14 protein-coding genes are annotated in these 18,093 nt (G+C 53.2%); 5 read left to right on the top strand and 9 right to left on the bottom strand.

What is annotated here, in order from left to right; translation table 11 throughout:
- Positions 1–27 precede the first annotated feature (27 nt).
- Positions 28–906 (bottom strand): alpha/beta hydrolase, encoded by an 879-nt coding sequence (locus N5923_RS09530; RefSeq protein WP_267143137.1) that lies wholly within the window; start codon positions 904–906, stop codon positions 28–30.
- A gap of 545 nt (positions 907–1,451) precedes the next feature.
- Complete coding sequence (locus tag N5923_RS09525) at positions 1,452–3,239, bottom strand: sodium:solute symporter family transporter (RefSeq protein ID WP_267143136.1); 1,788 nt, start codon at positions 3,237–3,239, stop codon at positions 1,452–1,454.
- A 257-nt stretch (positions 3,240–3,496) separates the two neighbouring features.
- On the opposite strand from N5923_RS09525, the gene N5923_RS09520 reads away from it, so the two are divergent.
- Positions 3,497–4,789 carry an alginate lyase family protein gene (locus tag N5923_RS09520; RefSeq protein WP_267143135.1) on the top strand — a complete coding sequence of 431 codons (1,293 nt, stop codon included), beginning with the start codon at positions 3,497–3,499 and terminating at the stop codon, positions 4,787–4,789.
- Positions 4,786–6,879 (top strand): heparinase II/III domain-containing protein, encoded by a 2,094-nt coding sequence (locus N5923_RS09515; protein WP_267143134.1) that lies wholly within the window; start codon positions 4,786–4,788, stop codon positions 6,877–6,879. The genes N5923_RS09520 and N5923_RS09515 overlap by 4 nt, the downstream gene beginning before the upstream one ends.
- A gap of 46 nt (positions 6,880–6,925) precedes the next feature.
- Here the strand turns inward: N5923_RS09515 and N5923_RS09510 are convergent, their stop codons facing one another.
- The 4 genes from N5923_RS09510 to kdgK form a co-directional block, all read right to left on the bottom strand.
- Entirely contained in the window at positions 6,926–7,567 is a 642-nt protein-coding gene (locus N5923_RS09510) for a glutathione S-transferase family protein (protein WP_267143133.1), read from the bottom strand.
- Positions 7,568–7,625: 58 nt separating this feature from the next.
- Positions 7,626–8,324, bottom strand: coding sequence for a FadR/GntR family transcriptional regulator (locus N5923_RS09505; RefSeq protein ID WP_267143132.1), 699 nt, complete (start codon positions 8,322–8,324; stop codon positions 7,626–7,628).
- A 107-nt stretch (positions 8,325–8,431) separates the two neighbouring features.
- Positions 8,432–9,208 carry an SDR family NAD(P)-dependent oxidoreductase gene (locus N5923_RS09500; protein WP_267143131.1) on the bottom strand — a complete coding sequence of 259 codons (777 nt, stop codon included), beginning with the start codon at positions 9,206–9,208 and terminating at the stop codon, positions 8,432–8,434.
- 194 nt (positions 9,209–9,402) lie between these two features.
- The gene (kdgK, locus tag N5923_RS09495) at positions 9,403–10,335 is read right to left on the bottom strand and encodes a 2-dehydro-3-deoxygluconokinase (protein WP_267143130.1); all 933 of its coding nucleotides are present in this window, start codon (positions 10,333–10,335) and stop codon (positions 9,403–9,405) included.
- Positions 10,336–10,620: 285 nt separating this feature from the next.
- On the opposite strand from kdgK, the gene pdeH reads away from it, so the two are divergent.
- Positions 10,621–11,394 carry a cyclic-guanylate-specific phosphodiesterase gene (gene pdeH, locus N5923_RS09490; protein WP_267143129.1) on the top strand — a complete coding sequence of 258 codons (774 nt, stop codon included), beginning with the start codon at positions 10,621–10,623 and terminating at the stop codon, positions 11,392–11,394.
- A gap of 61 nt (positions 11,395–11,455) precedes the next feature.
- A complete protein-coding gene (locus N5923_RS09485) occupies positions 11,456–13,516 on the top strand; it encodes an AsmA family protein (RefSeq protein ID WP_267143128.1) in 2,061 nt (686 codons plus the stop codon).
- Positions 13,517–13,588: 72 nt separating this feature from the next.
- On the opposite strand, the gene N5923_RS09480 is transcribed toward N5923_RS09485, so the two are convergent.
- From N5923_RS09480 to N5923_RS09470, 3 genes are all read right to left on the bottom strand, one after another.
- Positions 13,589–14,911 (bottom strand): MFS transporter, encoded by a 1,323-nt coding sequence (locus N5923_RS09480; protein ID WP_267143127.1) that lies wholly within the window; start codon positions 14,909–14,911, stop codon positions 13,589–13,591.
- A gap of 323 nt (positions 14,912–15,234) precedes the next feature.
- Positions 15,235–16,254 (bottom strand): inner membrane protein YhjD, encoded by a 1,020-nt coding sequence (gene yhjD / locus N5923_RS09475; RefSeq protein ID WP_267143126.1) that lies wholly within the window; start codon positions 16,252–16,254, stop codon positions 15,235–15,237.
- Between the two features lie 56 nt (positions 16,255–16,310).
- Positions 16,311–17,210, bottom strand: a complete 900-nt coding sequence (locus N5923_RS09470; protein ID WP_267143125.1) for a LysR family transcriptional regulator — start codon at positions 17,208–17,210, stop codon at positions 16,311–16,313.
- A gap of 114 nt (positions 17,211–17,324) precedes the next feature.
- On the opposite strand from N5923_RS09470, the gene N5923_RS09465 reads away from it, so the two are divergent.
- Complete coding sequence (locus N5923_RS09465; protein ID WP_267143124.1) at positions 17,325–18,083, top strand: SDR family NAD(P)-dependent oxidoreductase; 759 nt, start codon at positions 17,325–17,327, stop codon at positions 18,081–18,083.
- The last annotated feature ends 10 nt before the right edge of the window (positions 18,084–18,093 follow it).

Below are 18,093 nucleotides of genomic sequence, written 5' to 3'. Positions count from 1 at the left end.
TTACATCGCCCCTGATCCTGCCTTCTGCTATGCCCACACCCTTGAGCGTAACCACTCAGTGACCAGCATCGGCCAGCTGGCCAGTGGCAGATCGGCAACGCCGCGAATACCAAATCCGTGCCCCCCTTTTTCATAAAAGTGCAGTTCAACCGGCACCTCGCACTGACGCAGGGCAGTGAAAAACACCATGCTGTTATTCACTGATACCGAAGGATCATCAACCGCATGGATCAGCAGAGTTTGCGGAGTATCGCCTTTCACCCGCGTCTCCAGCGAATAGTCCTCCACCCGTTCTTTATCCGGGGCAGCGCCCAGCAACCGTTCACGGGAGCCTGCATGGGCCAGGCCGTCACGCATACTGATCACCGGATAGACCAGCACCAGCGCATCCGGACGCGGCGAGCGGCTATCAGCGGCATCCTGCGTCGGATAGATTTTTTCACCAAAGCGGGTGCCCAGGCTGGCGGCAACATGCCCTCCGGCAGAGAAGCCCATCATCACAATGCGTTTGCCATTTAAGCCCAGCTGAGCACGATCGCGCAGCACCCGAACCGCACGCTGTGCATCGGCCAGCGGCGCGTCGGCGCCTTCGTGATGGCCATCGCCGGGCAGACGGTAGGTCATCACCGCCAGCGTATAGCCCATCGCCGTGAAAAAGGTCGCCAGCGCGCTGCCTTCTTTGTCGATCATAATGCGCTGATAGCCGCCACCGGGCGCAACCAGCAGGGTAATGCCATTCGACTCTTCAGGATGCCACAGCGCGATTTCAGGACAGCGAACGCCAGTTGCCGCGCGATCGTGTGGTTCATACAATTTGGCCAGATCGACAATCTGTGGCTGCGCGCGCGAATCACTGGCGCCTGGCGCATCACCGAATGGCCAGATGTTGAATATTTCAGTTTTCATAGGCAGTCCTGAAGAGTTTTATTTAGTGAGCACAGGTGAGCTGCAAACGAAAACGGGATTATCGCTGTTCGTTGTCGCGGCTGAGTAAAGCATTGCCTGGTTTGAACTAATCCGTCCAGTTTTTGCCAGCGGTTTTCGTCAGTTTCAGATTATGCCCCAATGGGCTTTTTTATTATTAAGCCAAATTTTTTTTCGGCGATTATAGTGATAATTATAATCTGTTTTTTTATTTTAGCTGTGGGCAGCGATTACCGTGGCAGACCCCGTCACAAGCGGGTAGAGGGAGGGGATAGCAATAAGCAGCGCATATTCACCGCCAGGATTTTATTGCTATAAAATCATTCACTGATGCTGGTGGTTATTAAGCCTCTCTGCCAGTAAATATTTTAAAGTTAATCACATTGTACAATTAAGCGTGCCGCTTTAGCTGAAATTATCCTTATTTTCGTCGGCATAAATCGGTTGGATAAAGGTTATTTCCTGTTTTTCAGCGGATAACAGCCGGAGAGGATATCTCCCCGGCTGCTGGTTAAGACTTAACAGCATTAACGGCGATGTTCAGCCAGCGAAGCCGCATCGGCTGGTTGCGGTTTTTTGCTGGCACTGCGATACAGCACCCAGCCAAACAGCAGGATAGTCAGCGCACAGGCGAGGAACAGCAGGCGTCCCCACAGCGGATTCGGCACCAGAATCAACAGCATCAGACCAGCGCCCATCATCATCGAGATCTTACCGATCTTATCGCGCTGCATACGATCGAACTCATCCTGATCCTCTTCCGCAAAGACCGGTTGTTCCATGGTCGCGAAGAAGCTGGACACCTCTTTCTGGCGCGCAGGACTGGCTTCGGGACGATAAAACAGGGTTGTCAGGCAGAAGAAGCCGCCGGTAAACACCAGATGCGAGAAGATGTTCCACATCGCCGAGATATCGTTAATTTCACGCGCGGTAGGCGTCATCCCCAGCAGTGCCGCGACATCCGTAGCGGTAAACCAGTGGCTGATCACCCATGAAACAAACAGACCAAACAGTACGGTGACCCAGGCTGACCAGTCGGGCACGCGGCGGATAAACATACCAAAGAACAGCGGCACAATAATCGGCGCCTGTAGCAGGGTGCCAACTTTGATCATCAGGTCGAACAGGCTAAAGGTCTGCATGGTATGCATATACTGAGCAACCAGGATCACCAGAATGCCATTCACTATGCAGACCATTTGTCCGACCCGCAGCTGATAGTTTTCACTGCGTGGCTGGTTGCGGTTGATGATCGGCGTCCAGAAGCTACGCACGAAGATGCCTGAGTTACGGTTTAACGCCGCATCCATCGATGACATGGTGGCGGAGAACAGACCAGCCATCAGCAAGCCAACAGTCCCCACCGGCATCGCGCGTTCAGCAAAGATCAGATAGACCGCATCGGTGGCATTTTTGCCCAGCTCCGGGTGCGCACTGGCGGCATCAGGATAGAGTATTGCCACTGCCCACGGCGGGATAAACCAGATCAGCGTGCCGAAAAACATCAGTATCAGGGCAAACAGCGCCGCTTTTTTAGCATTTAAGCTGTCTTTGGCGGTTAAAAAGCGATAACAATCCTGCATATTGTTAATGCTCTGTACCTGCTTAATAAAGAAAAAAATAAAGCAGACAAACAGCAGCGAAATATAGTGAGGGCCAACGTCCGGGCCGGTGATAAAGCCGGACGGAAATTGTGTGACCAGGTTGATCGGACCACCGACTTTGATCAGCGCCACCACCGCACAGACTACGGAAATCAGTGCCACCACCAGCGTCTGGACAAAGTCACTGGCGACCACCCCCCAGGCGCCGCTGAGCAGGGAAATCAGCAGCACAACAATACCGGTGATCCACAATGTCAGCGTCACGTCATACTTAAATACCGCACTGGCAAATACCGCCAGGCTGTTAAGCCAGACGCCAGCGCTGAGGATACTAAGCGGAATCAGCATCCAGGTAAAAAACTGCTCGTTGACCCGGCCAAAACGATGGCTAATCGCCTCAGTCGGGGTATCGACACGCATCTGGCGAAAGCGGGTAGCAAACCAGTACCATGCCATGATGTAGCCAAACACATTGCCGAGGAATACGGTTATGACGTTAAAACCGTAGCGATAGGCCTGACCCGCGGCGCCGGTAAAGGTCCAGGCACTAAACTGCACCATAAAGGCGGTGGCGCCAACCATCCACCACAGCATACGGCCACCACCACGGAAGTAGTGGCTGGAGGATCCGGTGCCCATCTTTTTGAATGCATAGCTTATGATGATCATCAGTATGAAGTAGCCGATCATCACGATTGTATTGAGATCCATAGCGTTCTTCTCTTTGTAGGGTCAGTAATGTTTTTGTATGACCAGATTTTGCGTACGGATAATTTGTAAAAGTATTACCAGAGTAAAACAAAAAGAATCTGCGTAATTTGTGACCGGCTTCAATAACACCGGATTTACTGCGTGTTCTGCGTGGCATTTCTGAAAATGCTATGGCAGATTTTCCAGCGAAAAGTTTTATTTGTATTACTAATAAGACAAGCGATGTTCAGGAAACCTACATTCTCAGGAGAAGAGTGATGAGAAACAGGATAAGCCGCGGTTTACTCTGCTTACTGTGGCTGATGCTCGGCGCCAGCTTACCGGTGCGTGCAGATGCGCTGGCCTTTCTGGTGGATACACAGATTGCCGCGGTCAGGCAACAGCTGACGCAGCATCAGGCGCCGGCACAGACCACCGCAGCCTGGCAGGCGTTACAGCGCCAGGCTGACAAAGCCCTGCAACACCCGCTGATGAGCGTCACCGATAAAGGTATGACGCCAGCCAGTGGTTCAAAGCATGACTATCTGAGTCTCAGTGCCTACTGGTGGCCAGATGACAGTAAAAGCGATGGTCTGCCATGGGTGCGCCGGGATGGTGAGGTTAACCCGGCCAGTAAAAATCAGCAGTCGGACGGCGTGCGGCTGGCGGCATTTACCGCTGACGTACAGGCGCTGACTTTGGCCTGGTATTTCTCCGGTGAGCAACGTTATGCCGACAAAGCTATTGCTCAGCTGCACCACTGGTTTATTGCGCCGCAAACGCGGATGAATCCCAACCTTAATTTTGCGCAGGGCGTGCCCGGTGTGGCTGACGGACGTTCATCTGGAGTGCTGGATGGCCGCTACTTCGCGACGCGTATTGTTGATTCGCTGATTATGCTGCGTCAGGCGCCAGGCTGGAAAGCCAGTGACGAGCAGGCAATGCAGCAGTGGATGCAAGAGTATCTGCACTGGTTGCAGACCAGCAAACTGGCAAAAAAAGAGGCGCAGGCCAAAAACAACCATGGTAACTGGTATGCCGTACAGGTGGCGGGCATTGCCTGGTATCTGCAACAACCGGCGCTGATCAAACAGATGGTGACGCTGGCGGAAAGCAAGCTGGCGTATCAGCTGGCGGCCGATGGCTCACAGCCGGAAGAGCTGGCGCGTACCCGCTCTTTCCACTACAGCTACTTTAATCTGCAGGCGCTGACCGCGCTGGCGGAACTGGCGACGAAGGCCGATGCCGGAAATTTATGGCATTACCAGAATGCGCAGCAGGCGGGCATTATCCGCGCGCTGGACTTTATGGCGCCTTACACCAGCGATGCGCGCGCCTGGCCATACAAATCTCTTGATCGCGTTAGCGTACGCTTAATTCCCTTGTTGTCACTGGCCGACAATCGCCGGCACGACACTCGTTATCAGCAACTGATTCAGCAGGCGCAATTTGATACCGGCAACAAAGGAGAAGGTTACGAGCAGGACGTTGAACGTGGTGCGGTCATTCAGGCGCAGCGTGAAACCTGGCTGCTATCGCAACCGCACTGGCAACAGGAGAACAAAGGATGAGATGGCAACCATTATTAATTGATTATGCCGATATAGAGCGCTTCAGGAGTGAAGTGGGCACTAACTCACTTTTGGGGCGAAGCCTCAATCAGCAGATTGCGCAGCTTAACCGCTGGCTACAACTACCGCTGGAAATTCCCGGACACGGTGAAGCAGGTGGCCCAGAGCATGCCCGGCATAAACTGAACTATCAGATAATTAATCAGGCCGGACGGCTGTGGCTGATTACCGACGATCAACGCTATCGCGACACGGCGCTGACGCTGTTAAAAGGCTATGCAGACTGCTACCCGCAACTGGGCAGCGCCACCAGCCGCGATACCAATCCGCCAGGGCGTCTGTTCCATCAGACGCTGAATGAGCATATGTTTCTGCTGTATGCCGCTGAAGGCTATCATTGCATTATTTCCTCCCTTAACGCCGACGATCGCCACCATATCGAAGAAAATCTGTTGCGACTGATGGCGGTGGAAGCGATGACGCTGCATGCGGAAACCTTCGATATTGTGCACAACCATGGCCTGTGGTCAGTGGCGGCGGTGGCGCTTTGTGGCTATGTGCTGAATGATCAGCAACTGGTCGATAAATCCCTGTATGGCCTGGCGGGTGACAGCCAGAGCGGCGGATTTTTTGCCCAGCTGGACGGGCTGTTTTCGCCGGATGGTTACTATATCGAAGGCCCCTATTACCATCGCTTTGGGTTGCGTCCTTTGCTGCTGCTGGCGGAAGCTATTGCGCAGCGGCAGCCTGAACTGGATATCTGGCACTACCGTCAGCAGCTGATTTATCGTACCTGTTACACGCTATTTGCGCTGGCCTTCCCTGACGACAGCTTACCGGCGCTGAATGATGCTTCCAGAAGCATGAGTCTGCAAGATGAAGGCGCTCTGATTGCCGTCAGCGTCTGCTGGCGCCGTTATGGTGCTGATGCACGTCTTGCCGCACTGGCGCAGCGTCAGGGAGTACTATGGCTGGGAGGGGGCGCCGCAGAACTGAGTCGTGCGGTGGCCGCTGGCGTGCAGGATGATATCTGGCCCAGCCTGCTGGTCAGGGATGGCGAGCAGGGAGAGTGTGGTGCTATTGCCGTATTACGTCAGCGCGATGAACAGCAGGATACTCATATGGCGCTGCTGTGGTATGGCCAGCACGGCAGTATCCCCCGACTGCACTCAGCGTTAAATCACGGTCACTTTGATGGTCTGCATCTCAGCTGGTTTAATCGCGGGCGCGAGGTATTGAAAGATTATGGTTTTGGTCGCTGGGTCAACGTTGAACCGAAATTTGGCGGACGCTATATTCCTGAAAACAATAGCTATTGTAAGCAGACGGTGGCGCATAACACTGTAGTCGTCGATCAGCGTAGCCAGAATCAGGGCACAAGCTCGCTGGCCGAACAGCGTCACGGTGAAACCTGCTTCTTTATCACCGACCATCCTGACGGTCAGGGGATTAGCGCTCAGCTGCAGGAATATTACGCCGGTGTCACCATGCGTCGTACGGTGCTGATGCTACAGGTTACCGGCAGCGTAAAACCGCTGCTGCTGGATCTCTATAGCCTGCAAAGTCAGCAGCAGCATCAGTATGATTACTGCCTGCATACTGATGGTCAGTTAGTGAATACTAACTTTCAGTACAGCACCGGGAAAAGCTGGAACCCTTTAGGGGACAGTGACGGCTATCAACACTTATGGCGCTGTGCTCAGGGCGAAATCGCGGCGGGCGATTCTGCGTTGATTAGCTGGCTGGATGGCGACAGTTTTTACAGCGCCTGCTGCGCTTTACCTGAAGGGGGTGAAGCGATTATTGCGCGCAGTGGCGCCAGCGACCCGAATTTTAACCTGCGCAGCGAACCCGCCTGGATCTGGCGTACCCACGGCGACAATGTGCTGTTTGCCTGCGCGATTGAAACCCATGGTTACTTTGATGAAGCGACGGAAACCTCGCTTGATGCGCGCGGAAAAGTGCGGCAGGTAAAGGTCAAAAAGCATCTGCCTGACTATTCTGAAGTTAGTGTTCACTTCGTTGACGGGCGAGAGATGTCGGTGGTTGTTACCCGTGATGCTTTTGACGTTAGCTGGCAAACCGCCTGACTGGCGAACGGCGACCGCAGGGTCGCCGTGCTGAGCTTGCGGCCGGTCAGACTACCCGCAGCTCTTCATATGAGATCATCACATGCTCACGATAAGCGGGACGCTGCGTCAGACGCTGATAATAGCGTTGCAGCGCCGGTAAATCGGCGCGCTCAATATCAATATCATAGTAACGATACAGCATATAACCGAGCTGAATATCCGCCAGCGTAAAGGCATTACCCACCAGGTAGTCGTGCTGCGCCAGCCGGGTTTCAGCGATTTGTAATAGCCTGGTCAGATGTCTGATTGCCGCCGTAATCGCCACTGGATCACGATCTTTCTCCGCCGTTCGCACTATTTTCCAGAAGATTGGCCCGGTAAAGCTCAGTGAGATGTTCAGCTTGGCCCACTCCGCCCACATATCCACCTGGCTGCGCTGCACAATGTCATCTGGCCAGAACGGCGCTGTAGCGTACTGCTCAGACAAATAGCGCAGGATGGCGCCGGTCTCAAACAGCGCCGGGCCGTCATTATCCTTCAATACCGGAACCAGACCATTAGGATTCATTGCCAGAAACTCAGGGGTATCGTTGCCGCCATACTTATGGCCGATATCGTAACGCTCGAAAGGAAGCCCGAGTTCACCGATGCACCACATCAGCGCCTGAACATTGGAAGAGGTTTTTCTGCCCCATACTTTAAGCATCGCTTTGTACTCCAGATGACGATAGAAATCTTTGGCACGGACGACGAAAACGCCGCCGCTACAGACGATGTTTACTGGATTCCATCAGATTCAGCGACGCCTGACGTGCTGCTTCGGCATCGCCCATCATAATTGCTTCATAGATTTTACGATGGTCACTCATGCAGGTGCCGCCCTCTTTGGAGGAGTAGCTGATAAACCACTTAAACACCGTGGTCAGCACGTTGCCAAAGGGAATATAGAAGCAGTTGCCGGAGGAGAGAAAAATCATCCGATGGAATTGAGTGTCGATATTCACCCAGGTTTCTGGCTCAAACGTGCCGGCGTCGACTTCGCACATTTCGCGATAAATTCGCGACAGCTCAATGCGCTGCTCTTTAGTGGCATTGATGGCGGCGAGGCTGGTGGCATGTGGCTCAATCACCCGGCGAAATTCCAGAAACTGATGGTACATCTCTTCCGTTGCTTCCATGCCGGTCATCCACTCAAGTAGCTGAACGTCAAGGATATTCCAGTGAGAGCGATCGCGTACGCGTGTGCCGATTTTAGGACGTGATTCCAGCAGGCCTTTTGAGGATAACAGCTTTAATGCTTCACGCAGCGCAGTACGGCTGACGCCAAACCGGCTACATAATTCCACTTCGCTGGGCAAAATATCACCGGCATTCAGGGTGCCAGTCATGATTTTGCGCGCGATGTCGCTGGCAATCAGCAGGTCCAGTCCACGCTGGGCATTGGCTATCATTTCAAACTGCATAGGCTTTTGTCATACCTGAAGTTTCACATGGGGCCGATGATACAACATCAGGTTGGGAACGCCTACGCCGGGCATGGTTTCTTTGGCGCTCCCTTCCAAAATTTGTTTCAGGGTGCCATCTGGCCGCCATTAACATCGATAATCTGACCGGTGATATAACCACTACAGGCGTGTGATGCGAGGAACAGAAAGCTGGGTGCCACTTCTTCACTGCGGCCAAAGCGGCCCATGGCGATAGTACTGGCAATGCGATCGCGCACTTCCTGCGGTTTATCTTCATGAAAAGCGGTATCAATGGTGCCCGGTGAGACGATATTGAAGCGGATATGGTCAGCGGTAAACTCTTTCACCCAGTTACGGTGAATATCATGCAGCCAGGCTTTTGATGCCGCGTAAATGCCGGCGCCAGGGCCACCGCCTTCACGGGCGGCAATCGAACCGGTACTGATTACCGCACTGGTGGCGCCGCTGCTTTTGGCCGCTGCCCGTAAATGCGGAATGGCAAACTTCGTGGTCATCAGCGCTGAACGTGCATTTAAATTCATAACATGGTCGTAAAAATCATCATCGATGCTTTCCAGTCCTTTACGTCCACCTAAGCCACCGGCATTATTCACCAGCACGTCGATGCCGCCAAAGTGGCTAACAAAAGCTTCAATCAACTGCTGGCAGGCGGCAGACTGCGCCAGATCGGCCTGAAAATACGCAACGTCAAAACCCTCTGCGCGCAGCTCTGCCAGCGTTGCACTGACGGCGGATTCCGGGCGTGAACCATTCAGCCCCACTTTGGCGCCCTGGCGGGCAAATGCCTGTGCAGCTGCCAGGCCGACACCGGCCGTCGAACCGGTGATCAGTACACGTTTGTTTTTAAGATCAGAGAACATCAGCTTTTCCTTATTACCGGGTTGTTAGATATATAGTAATACAAATACTAGCCGGTAAAAGGAGAGGCTAAAAGAATTGCAGGCCTGTTTATTGCCTTCAGTCACATAAATGGATTTAATTGTATTACCAGAAGGATCGTAATGATCAGATCAAAGCCGGGATCGACCGGCTTTGGTCATGCGAGAAGGAGGGTTCACTGCGGCATCGCGCTTTTCGGGATCACTGCGCCGCGATACTGAATCACCGTGCTGGCGGTCAGATGACCACGCGCGGCCGCGTCGGCGGGGCTGCCACCGGTCAGGCGTACGGCGAGATAGCCCGCACTGAATGAATCGCCTGCCGCGGTGGTATCGACAATCTTCTCTTTCGGTAGCTTTACCGCCGGCACGTCAATTAATGGCGCATCGCCGCTGGCCACCAGGCAGGATTCCGCACCACGTTTAATCACAATTTCTGCCACTCCCGCGGCGCGTGTGCGGCTGACCACATCATCAACACTGGCTTCGCCCCACAGCAGCGTTTCATCATCCAGCGTCAGGAAGGCAATATCAGTGCAGGCTAACATGTCGGCATAGGCCTGCTGCGCCTCTTCGCGGCTCTGCCACAGGCGTGGGCGATAATTGTTATCAAAAATCACTTTGCCGCCGTTGCTACGACATTTAGCCAGCAAAGCGAGTAATTTTTCCCGGCTGCTGGCATTTAGTATCGCCAGGCTGATACCGCTCAGATAGATGTAGTCAAACAACGCCAGCTGTTCACAAATTTCATCAGCGTGCTCACTCTCCAGCCAGTAACGGGCTGCGGCTTCATTACGCCAGTAGAAGAAGGTACGCTCACCTTGCGGGTCGGTTTCGATAAAATACAGGCCAGGGAGTTTGTTCTCCATGCGCTGGATTAGCGTGGTCTTCACTTTCTCCTGCTGCCAGGCGGCGACCATCTCATTACTAAAAGTATCGGTTCCCAGCGCGGTGACATACTCCACGCTTAATGACTCTGCTGGCAGCTGACGCGCCAGATAGATGGCGGTGTTCAGGGTATCGCCGCCAAAGCCACGGTTTAAATCTGCGCCCTTCTGCGACAGCTCAATCATGCATTCGCCAATCACGGCAATTTTTTTATGCGTCATGGTACTCAGCCTCGAGGAAATTCGGCCTTTAGTCTCGCTTTGCCGCTGACGTCAGTCAATGATTTAAAACAGTGTTTTAATTTAATTTGACGAAAAAGGGTATTGATTAAACAGGGTAATTACCTGCATTTCTGGCCGTTATACTCCGTATTGCTGGTTTAAGTGGCTGATATAGTGGAGTGTATAAAAGTGGCTTTAGACACAGATAAAGTTATTGCTGCGCATGCCGATACTTGCTGCACAGGATGCCATTTGAAGGCAGACTCCCTAATCAGGATGTAAACCATGATGCTGAAACATATCAGTCATCGGCTTCCCTCCTCAATTGTGGAAAAAAAACATCAGGAAAAGCGTCAGTACTGGAAGCAGTGCCAGCGACTATACACTTTCCAGCCGATCTATGAAGTATCCGGTCGCTTGATGGCAATTGAGTTACTTACCGCGGTCTTTCACCCTGCCGCGCCGAGTCAAAGGTTATCGCCAGAAGACTACTTTGCCGCGCTTGATATCTCACAGCGGTTACATATCGTCGAAGAACAGCTTGAGCTGTTGAGCCAATGGGAAGACAAGTTTGTTGATGGCGGCATGGTCGCATCCGTCAATATCGATGGTCCTTCGCTGCTCGCCCTGCAACATAATCTGCAAATTCGGACGCTGATCGCCCGCCTGCCGTGGGTGCGTTTTGAGCTGGTTGAACATCATATTTTACCGCAAGAAGAAGCTGTGGCGCAGATGCCGGAGCTGGGTCCGCTATGGCTGGATGATTTTGGCTCGGGGATGGCTAACTTTTCTGCCCTGACAGAATTAAAGTATGACTATATTAAGCTGGCGCGTGAGTTGTTTATTTTGCTGCGTAAAACTGAAGAAGGACGTAATCTGTTCGCGATGCTGCTGGCGCTGATTAATCGTTACTGTAAAGGCGTGATTGTGGAAGGTGTGGAAACGGCAGAGGAGTGGGCTCAGGTACAGGGATCGTCAGCATTTGCTGCACAAGGCTACTTTTTTTCGCGCCCCGTTCCCTTTGAACAGCTAACCGATCTTCCTCTCCAGCTTGCCTGATGCCGATCTCCATGGTCTCGACTATCTTTAATAGAGACATGGGATTAGCAAGGGGTAGGAGATGTCGCGTACGGGGAAAGTAATAAGCTGGATTGGCGGGATTTTTTTGCTGCTGGTTGTGGTCGTGGTACTGGTTATACTCTTTTTTGACTGGAATCGCCTCAAACCAACCATCAACCAGAAAGTCTCGACGGAATTAAACCGACCTTTTGCCATTCGTGGCGATCTGGGCGTCAGCTGGGAACGCAATCGCGATGAACCCGGCTGGCGCAGCTGGGTTCCCTGGCCGCATGTGCATGCCGAAGATATTATGCTCGGTAATCCTCCTGAAATTCCTGAAGTTAGCATGGTGCATCTGCAGCGTGTTGACGCCACGCTGGCGCCATTGTCGTTACTGGCTAAGCAAGTCTGGATCCCGTGGATCAAATTACAGCAGCCGGTTGCCCGGCTGGTGCAGACCGCTGACGCCAAAAATAACTGGACGTTTAATCTGGCCAGTAGCGATAACGCGGATGCCAGTCAGCAGCCTTCGGCATGGTCATTCCGCCTCGACAATATTGTGTTTGACCAGGGGCGGATTAATTATCGCGACGCAATTAATAAAGCCGATGTGCAGGTGATGGTGGATCCGCTAGGTAAACCGGTGCCTTATGCGCAGCTGGCGGGCGGCGACGATAAACAGCAACATGCGGCTGATTTCGTTTTCGGCTGGAAAGCGCAGGGTAAATACAATAATGAACAGCTTAACGGCAATGGCAAAATCGGTGGAATGCTGTCGTTACGCAGCAAAACCACGCCATTTCCGATTCAGGCTGATGTACGCAATGGCACCACTCGGGTGCGGGTGGCGGGCAGCCTGCAGGATCCCATGAATCTTGGTGGTCTCGACCTGCGTCTGCGTTTTTCCGGCGATACGCTGGCTAATTTGTATGGCTTAACCGGGGTACTGTTGCCGGATACCCCTCCGTACGAAACCGATGGCCATCTGCAGGCGCGCTTCAGTGAACCGGGAGGCCCGGTGTTCCGCTACCAGGGCTTTAATGGTCATATTGGTGACAGTGATATTCATGGCTCGCTGACCTACAGCCAGATTAAACCGCGGCCAAAACTGGAAGGTACACTGGAGTCGCGCCAGCTGCGCATGGCCGATCTGGGGCCGCTTATTGGCGTCGATTCTGGCAAAGACAGCGCTAAAACTGAACAGGCGAAGGCGAAACGCGGCGAAGCCTCAAGGCAGCCTGCGGATCGGGTATTACCGCATGATAAATTCGACAGTAAAAGCTGGAATGTGATGGACGCCGATGTGAAATTTAGCGGCAAACGCATTGAACACAGTAACTCACTGCCAATTAGCGATCTCTATACGCATGTCGTATTAAAAAACGGTGATTTACTGTTAGATCCGCTGCGTTTTGCAATGGCGGGCGGCAACCTCAATTCCACCATTCATTTAGAAGGCGACAAAACGCCATTGCGTGGACGTGCTGATATCCACGCCCGTAAACTGAGATTGCGTGAGCTGTTTAAAGGGGTTGAGGCGATGCAGAGCAGCCTTGGTCAGCTGAATGGCGATGCGACCTTAAGCGGCACCGGTAATTCAGTGGCGGATTTGCTGGCTACCAGTAATGGCGATCTGAAGCTGTTAATGAACGACGGTCTGATTAGCCGTGGTCTGATGGAAATTGTCGGACTTAACGTCGGTAACTATGTGGTAAGCAAACTGTTTGGCGACGATGAGGTTCGCATCAACTGCGCTGCTGCCGATCTTAATGTGCGTAATGGTCTGGCTTCGACGCGTCTGTTTGTCTTTGATACCGAAAACGCGATTATCAATATTTCCGGCACCACCAATTTTGCTAATGAGCGGCTCGATTTATCGATCGATCCAGAGAGTAAGGGGATTCGTATTATTACCCTGCGTTCGCCGCTATATGTGCGTGGCACCTTTAAAAGCCCGGATGCCGGGGTAAAAGCCGGGCCGTTAATCGCGCGTGGCGCCGCCGCCGTCGCCTTAGGTGTGGTCGCCGCACCGGCCGCCGCGCTGCTGGCGCTGGTTTCCCCCAGCGATAACGATGAAAATCAGTGTACTAAAGTGCTGCAACAGATGAAGTCGAAGAAATAGCGTATACGGGCGGCGCATAAAAAAAGCCGGAACACTGTCCGGCTTTTCAATACCCTGGAGGCTATCTCACTATCACAGCGACTGGTGGCGTGTTTCCCTGATGGCAAACAACGCCAGCAGCGTCAGGCAGGCCATGGAAGCCAGATAGAGGCCGACAGCGTACAGGCCATAATTGGCGGTCAGCCAGGTGGCGATATACGGGGCCACCGAAGCGCCAAGAATTGACGACATATTGTAGGAGAACGAAGCACCGGTATAACGCACTTCAGTCGGGAACAGTTCCGGCAGCAGCGCACCCATCGGGCCAAAGGTCAGGCCCATAATGCTCAGACCGAGCACCAGGAACGACATCACCAGCCATTGCTGACCTGAACCCAGCATCACCGGGAACAGCAGGGCGAAAGCGATAATCAGCAGCGTAATGGTGATCATCGTTTTGCGGCGGCCAAAGCGGTCTGCCAGCATGCCGGCAATCGGCACCATAATGCCAAAACCAATCACCGCTACCATCAGCATCCACAGGAAACTGTTACGCGAGTAGCCAAGGCCAACCGGCTGGGCGGCGGTGCCGTAACTCATTGAGTAAACAGTCATAATATAGAACAGCGTATAGGTCGCCAGCATAATAAAGGTGCCAAGGATGGTGGCGGTCATATGTTTGCTGAACAGGGTGCCGATCGGCACTTTAACCTGCGCTTTTGCCTGCTGTACTTTAGCGAACACCGGCGATTCATGCAGTGATACGCGCACATACAGGCCAATCAGCACCAGCACGGCGGAGAGAATAAACGGCACACGCCAGCCCCACTCCATAAACTGCTCATCGGTCAGTAGCCATGAGAGCAGCAGGAAGGTGCCGTTGGCAAAGAAGAAGCCAATTGGCGCGCCCAGCTGTGGGAAAGAGCCATACAGCGCACGTTTTTTTGGCGGAGCATTTTCGGTTGCCAGCAGCGCAGCACCACCCCATTCGCCGCCAAGTCCCAGACCCTGGCCAAAGCGCGCCAGCGCCAGCAGCATTGGCGCGAAGACACCAATTGTTTCATAGCCTGGTAACAGGCCAATTACCACGGTAGAAATACCCATGGTCAGCAGTGAGGCGACCAGTGTCACTTTACGGCCTACGCGGTCGCCGAAGTGACCAAACAGCGCTGAACCAATCGGACGTGCGACAAAGGCGATAGCAAAGGTGGCCAGCGACTGTAGCGTGGCAACCGTCGCATCGCCCTGCGGGAAGAAAATGTGCGGGAAAACAATAACCGCTGCTGTGGCATAAATATAGAAATCGAAAAATTCGATAGCAGTGCCGACTAGCGAAGCGACCACCACTTTTCCGCGTGAATTCACTGGTGTGGCGTCTGGCTCTGCGTCGAGAGTTGGTGCGATGGTGGCTTGCATAGTTAATTCTTATTTATAAAACGAGAGATGAATCTTACGCATAGAAAAAGCCGCATTCAATGGTGAAAACCCGCGTCGGCGCTGGCCTGAAGGGGGTAAAAGTGGATAATTTCTGTCATTGGATGTTTGCTGGCGGATGGCAAGGCAATCAGCCACTTTTTTAGCGTGAATCACTAAAAAATGGCTGAATAAAAGTTAGCTGTCAGCGATAAATGCTGACTGTTGGCTGATATTTGCACAGCAGGCGAGATTTTTAACTGGTTTTAAGCCGTTACGGCATGCTGATGATGTGGCGCCACGCAAAGCATCAGCATGACCGGTAATCAATGCGGCGAATGGTTGCCAGGCTCTGGCATTTTCTTATCGTCGGGATATTGCGCGGTCGCAATCCAGGCGGCGCAGAACAGCGTCAGACGGGCGAAGAAGTAGAAAAACGCCATCAGACCGAGCACCGAACCGAAAGCCGCACCCGAAGGAGAAGATGCCAGCTTTGGCAGGGTCAAGGTCATAATAAATTTAATGATCTCAAAACCGATGGCGGCCAGCAGGGTGCCGCGAAACAGCGCCTTTTTACGCGGCTTATGGCGTGGCAGGATCCAGAAAATCCATAAAAACAGCAGGTAGTTGGCAAAAATCGAGATCGACAGCGCAATAACAGTCATTGCCGGTCGTAACCATTCAATATGATCAAGACCCAATGCGCTGACAATGAGCGCCTGCGCGGCACCAGCTACCGAAGTCAGCGACAGAGTGATAATCAGCGCCAGTACTAAGCCGGTCAGTGAAATAAAGTCGCGGCTGTATTTGAAATAGATCTTCTCTTTGTCGGTGGGATTGCGCTCCCAGACGTCACGCGACTGGGCGCGAATCGCTTCACGCAGATTGCCCATCCAGCTAATACCCGAATAAAGCGCAATCAGTAAACCGGTCAGCCCGACGGTGGTACGTTGCTGGATGGCGGTATTCACCGTATTTTTCAGCGTGGTCGCCAGCGTCGGATCGCTGATATTACTGACGATCTTATTGATCAGCTCAGTTAACAGATCGGGATGCGAAGCGAGAATAAAACCGACGGCGGCGAATGAGACCATTAAAATCGGGATCAGCGACAGAAATGAGAAATAGGTGATGGCGGCGCCAAACTGACTGCCAAGCCGGTCATTAAAACGTTCACCGGCACGAATAAAATGCGCGACTGCGGGGATCGCCTGAAACCAGCTGACCAGCCGCGACAGACGGGTGATCGAGTGATCGACGGTCTTATTACCGGTTTTAATCGAAATCAGTGGCTTCTCTTCAGCCACCTCGTTGACTTGCTGCTGTGGGTTCTGCTTATCCGTCATTAACCGCTTTTATCCTCTTGGCATAATCTGTCTGAATGACAATTATAGTCCGGCTGTCAGCTGGCGTAGCGTTTCATTGCCTGCGTCAGCCACTCCATAAACACCTGAACACGGCGCGCGAGGTTGCGCCGGTGGGGATAAATCAGTGAAACGGGCATCGGCTGGGCGCGAAATGCAGGCAATATCTCTACCAGAGTGCGCGCTTTCAGCGCTTCCTGAGCGCCCGCGCGCGGCACCTGGATAATCCCCAGTCCGGCAATGCAGGCCGCACGATAGGTTTCCGTGCTGTTAACCGTGACCACGCCGCCAGTCTGAATGGTATGACAACGCTGACCATCAAAGAATTCAAATCCTTCCGCCGGGCTGCCCAATTGCAAACTGTAGTGCACCATCGCATGCTGCGATAAGTCATCGAGAGTTTGGGGTGTACCGAAACGCGCCAGGTAGCCCGGGCTGGCGCAATTAATCATCGGCAAATGGCCCAGCGGGCGGGCAATCAGTCCGGAATCTTTCAGGGTGCCGACGCGTACCACGCAATCAAAGCCTTCGCGAATCACATCGACCAGGCGGTCGCTGCTGCTCAGTTCCAGCTCAATTCCCGGATAGTGCTGTAAAAATTCGGGCAGCAACGGAATGACAAAGTTGCTGGCCAGACTGACCGGCATATCGACGCGCAGTCGCCCGCTAAGGGTGGCGGGATCATTCTGAAACAGAGAGTCCATCTCCTCCAGCGTCGCCAGCAGGTCGCGACAGCGTTCGTAATAGATCATGCCATCCTGCGTCAGCTGCACGCGTCGGGTGGTGCGATGCAACAGGCGGACGCCCATCTGATTTTCCAGCGCCTGCAACTGCCGCGAGACACTGCCTTTGGGCAGGCCAAGGCTTTCTGCCGCACGGGTAAAACTCTGCATTTCAGCGACTCTGACAAAAACCTGCATTGCGTGAATTTTATCCATTTATCACCCGATTGTTGTCTGCATTGAAACAGTGAAATGGTGGTACAGCCGTTTATAGATCAAAACGCGAGGAATATCCTTATTTTCGTCCCAACTAATCCTGAGGAACAGAAAATGACGCGTAAAATTGCATTGATCACCGGTGGTAGCCGCGGTTTAGGTAAGAATGCAGCAATTAAGCTGGCAAAAAACCACCGTGATATCATTTTGACTTACCGCACGCAGCAGCAGGAAGCTGAGGCGGTGGTGCGGGAAATTGAGGCGCTCGGCGCCCGTGCGCTGGCACTTCCGCTCGATGTTGCTGACAGCAGCAGTTTCGATGCGTTTGTTATTGAGGTGAAGAGTCAGCTCCAAACCCGGTGGCAGCGTGATAGTTTTGATTATTTATTAAACAACGCTGGTACGGGACTGCACGCTGCGTTTACGGAGACCACCGAACAGCAATTTGATCAGCTGGTTAATATTCACTTTAAAGGTCCCTTTTTCCTGACGCAAAAGCTGTTGCCGCTGCTGGTGGATGGCGGACGTATTCTGAATGTCTCCAGCGGACTGGCGCGCTTTAGTCTGCCGGGATCCAGCGCCTATGCCGCGGTAAAGGGGGCGATGGAAGTGCTGACGCGCTATCAGGCGAAAGAGCTGGGTACACGCGGAATTACGGTGAATATTATTGCGCCGGGGGCGATAGAAACGGATTTCAGTGGCGGCATGGTGCGTGATAATGCTGAGGTGAATGCGTTTGTCGCTGCACAAACCGCGCTGGGTCGCGCCGGTTTACCGGATGATATCGGTGATGCGATTGCACTGATACTCAGCGACGGCAGTGGCTGGATGACGGCGCAACGGATTGAAGTTTCGGGTGGTATGTTTATCTGATTTAAGGTGC

The organism is Winslowiella arboricola (genome assembly GCF_025527015.1).
Classification (GTDB): Bacteria; Pseudomonadota; Gammaproteobacteria; order Enterobacterales; family Enterobacteriaceae; genus Erwinia; species Erwinia arboricola.
The sequence above is the reverse complement of the archived record's forward strand: the minus strand, read 5'-3'. Positions and strand labels throughout refer to the sequence as shown.

What these genes read in the sequence shown, in the direction of transcription:
- kdgK (WP_267143130.1), bottom strand. Translation starts at nt 10,335, where the DNA reads ATGACGCATAAAAAAATTGCCGTGATTGGCGAATGCATGATTGAGCTG.
- N5923_RS09520 (WP_267143135.1), top strand. Translation starts at nt 3,497, where the DNA reads ATGAGAAACAGGATAAGCCGCGGTTTACTCTGCTTACTGTGGCTGATG.
- N5923_RS09485 (WP_267143128.1), top strand. Translation starts at nt 11,456, where the DNA reads ATGTCGCGTACGGGGAAAGTAATAAGCTGGATTGGCGGGATTTTTTTG.
- N5923_RS09500 (WP_267143131.1), bottom strand. Translation starts at nt 9,208, where the DNA reads ATGTTCTCTGATCTTAAAAACAAACGTGTACTGATCACCGGTTCGACG.
- N5923_RS09465 (WP_267143124.1), top strand. Translation starts at nt 17,325, where the DNA reads ATGACGCGTAAAATTGCATTGATCACCGGTGGTAGCCGCGGTTTAGGT.
- pdeH (WP_267143129.1), top strand. Translation starts at nt 10,621, where the DNA reads ATGATGCTGAAACATATCAGTCATCGGCTTCCCTCCTCAATTGTGGAA.
- N5923_RS09510 (WP_267143133.1), bottom strand. Translation starts at nt 7,567, where the DNA reads ATGCTTAAAGTATGGGGCAGAAAAACCTCTTCCAATGTTCAGGCGCTG.
- N5923_RS09470 (WP_267143125.1), bottom strand. Translation starts at nt 17,210, where the DNA reads ATGGATAAAATTCACGCAATGCAGGTTTTTGTCAGAGTCGCTGAAATG.
- N5923_RS09515 (WP_267143134.1), top strand. Translation starts at nt 4,786, where the DNA reads ATGAGATGGCAACCATTATTAATTGATTATGCCGATATAGAGCGCTTC.
- N5923_RS09530 (WP_267143137.1), bottom strand. Translation starts at nt 906, where the DNA reads ATGAAAACTGAAATATTCAACATCTGGCCATTCGGTGATGCGCCAGGC.
- N5923_RS09480 (WP_267143127.1), bottom strand. Translation starts at nt 14,911, where the DNA reads ATGCAAGCCACCATCGCACCAACTCTCGACGCAGAGCCAGACGCCACA.
- yhjD (WP_267143126.1), bottom strand. Translation starts at nt 16,254, where the DNA reads ATGACGGATAAGCAGAACCCACAGCAGCAAGTCAACGAGGTGGCTGAA.
- N5923_RS09525 (WP_267143136.1), bottom strand. Translation starts at nt 3,239, where the DNA reads ATGGATCTCAATACAATCGTGATGATCGGCTACTTCATACTGATGATC.
- N5923_RS09505 (WP_267143132.1), bottom strand. Translation starts at nt 8,324, where the DNA reads ATGCAGTTTGAAATGATAGCCAATGCCCAGCGTGGACTGGACCTGCTG.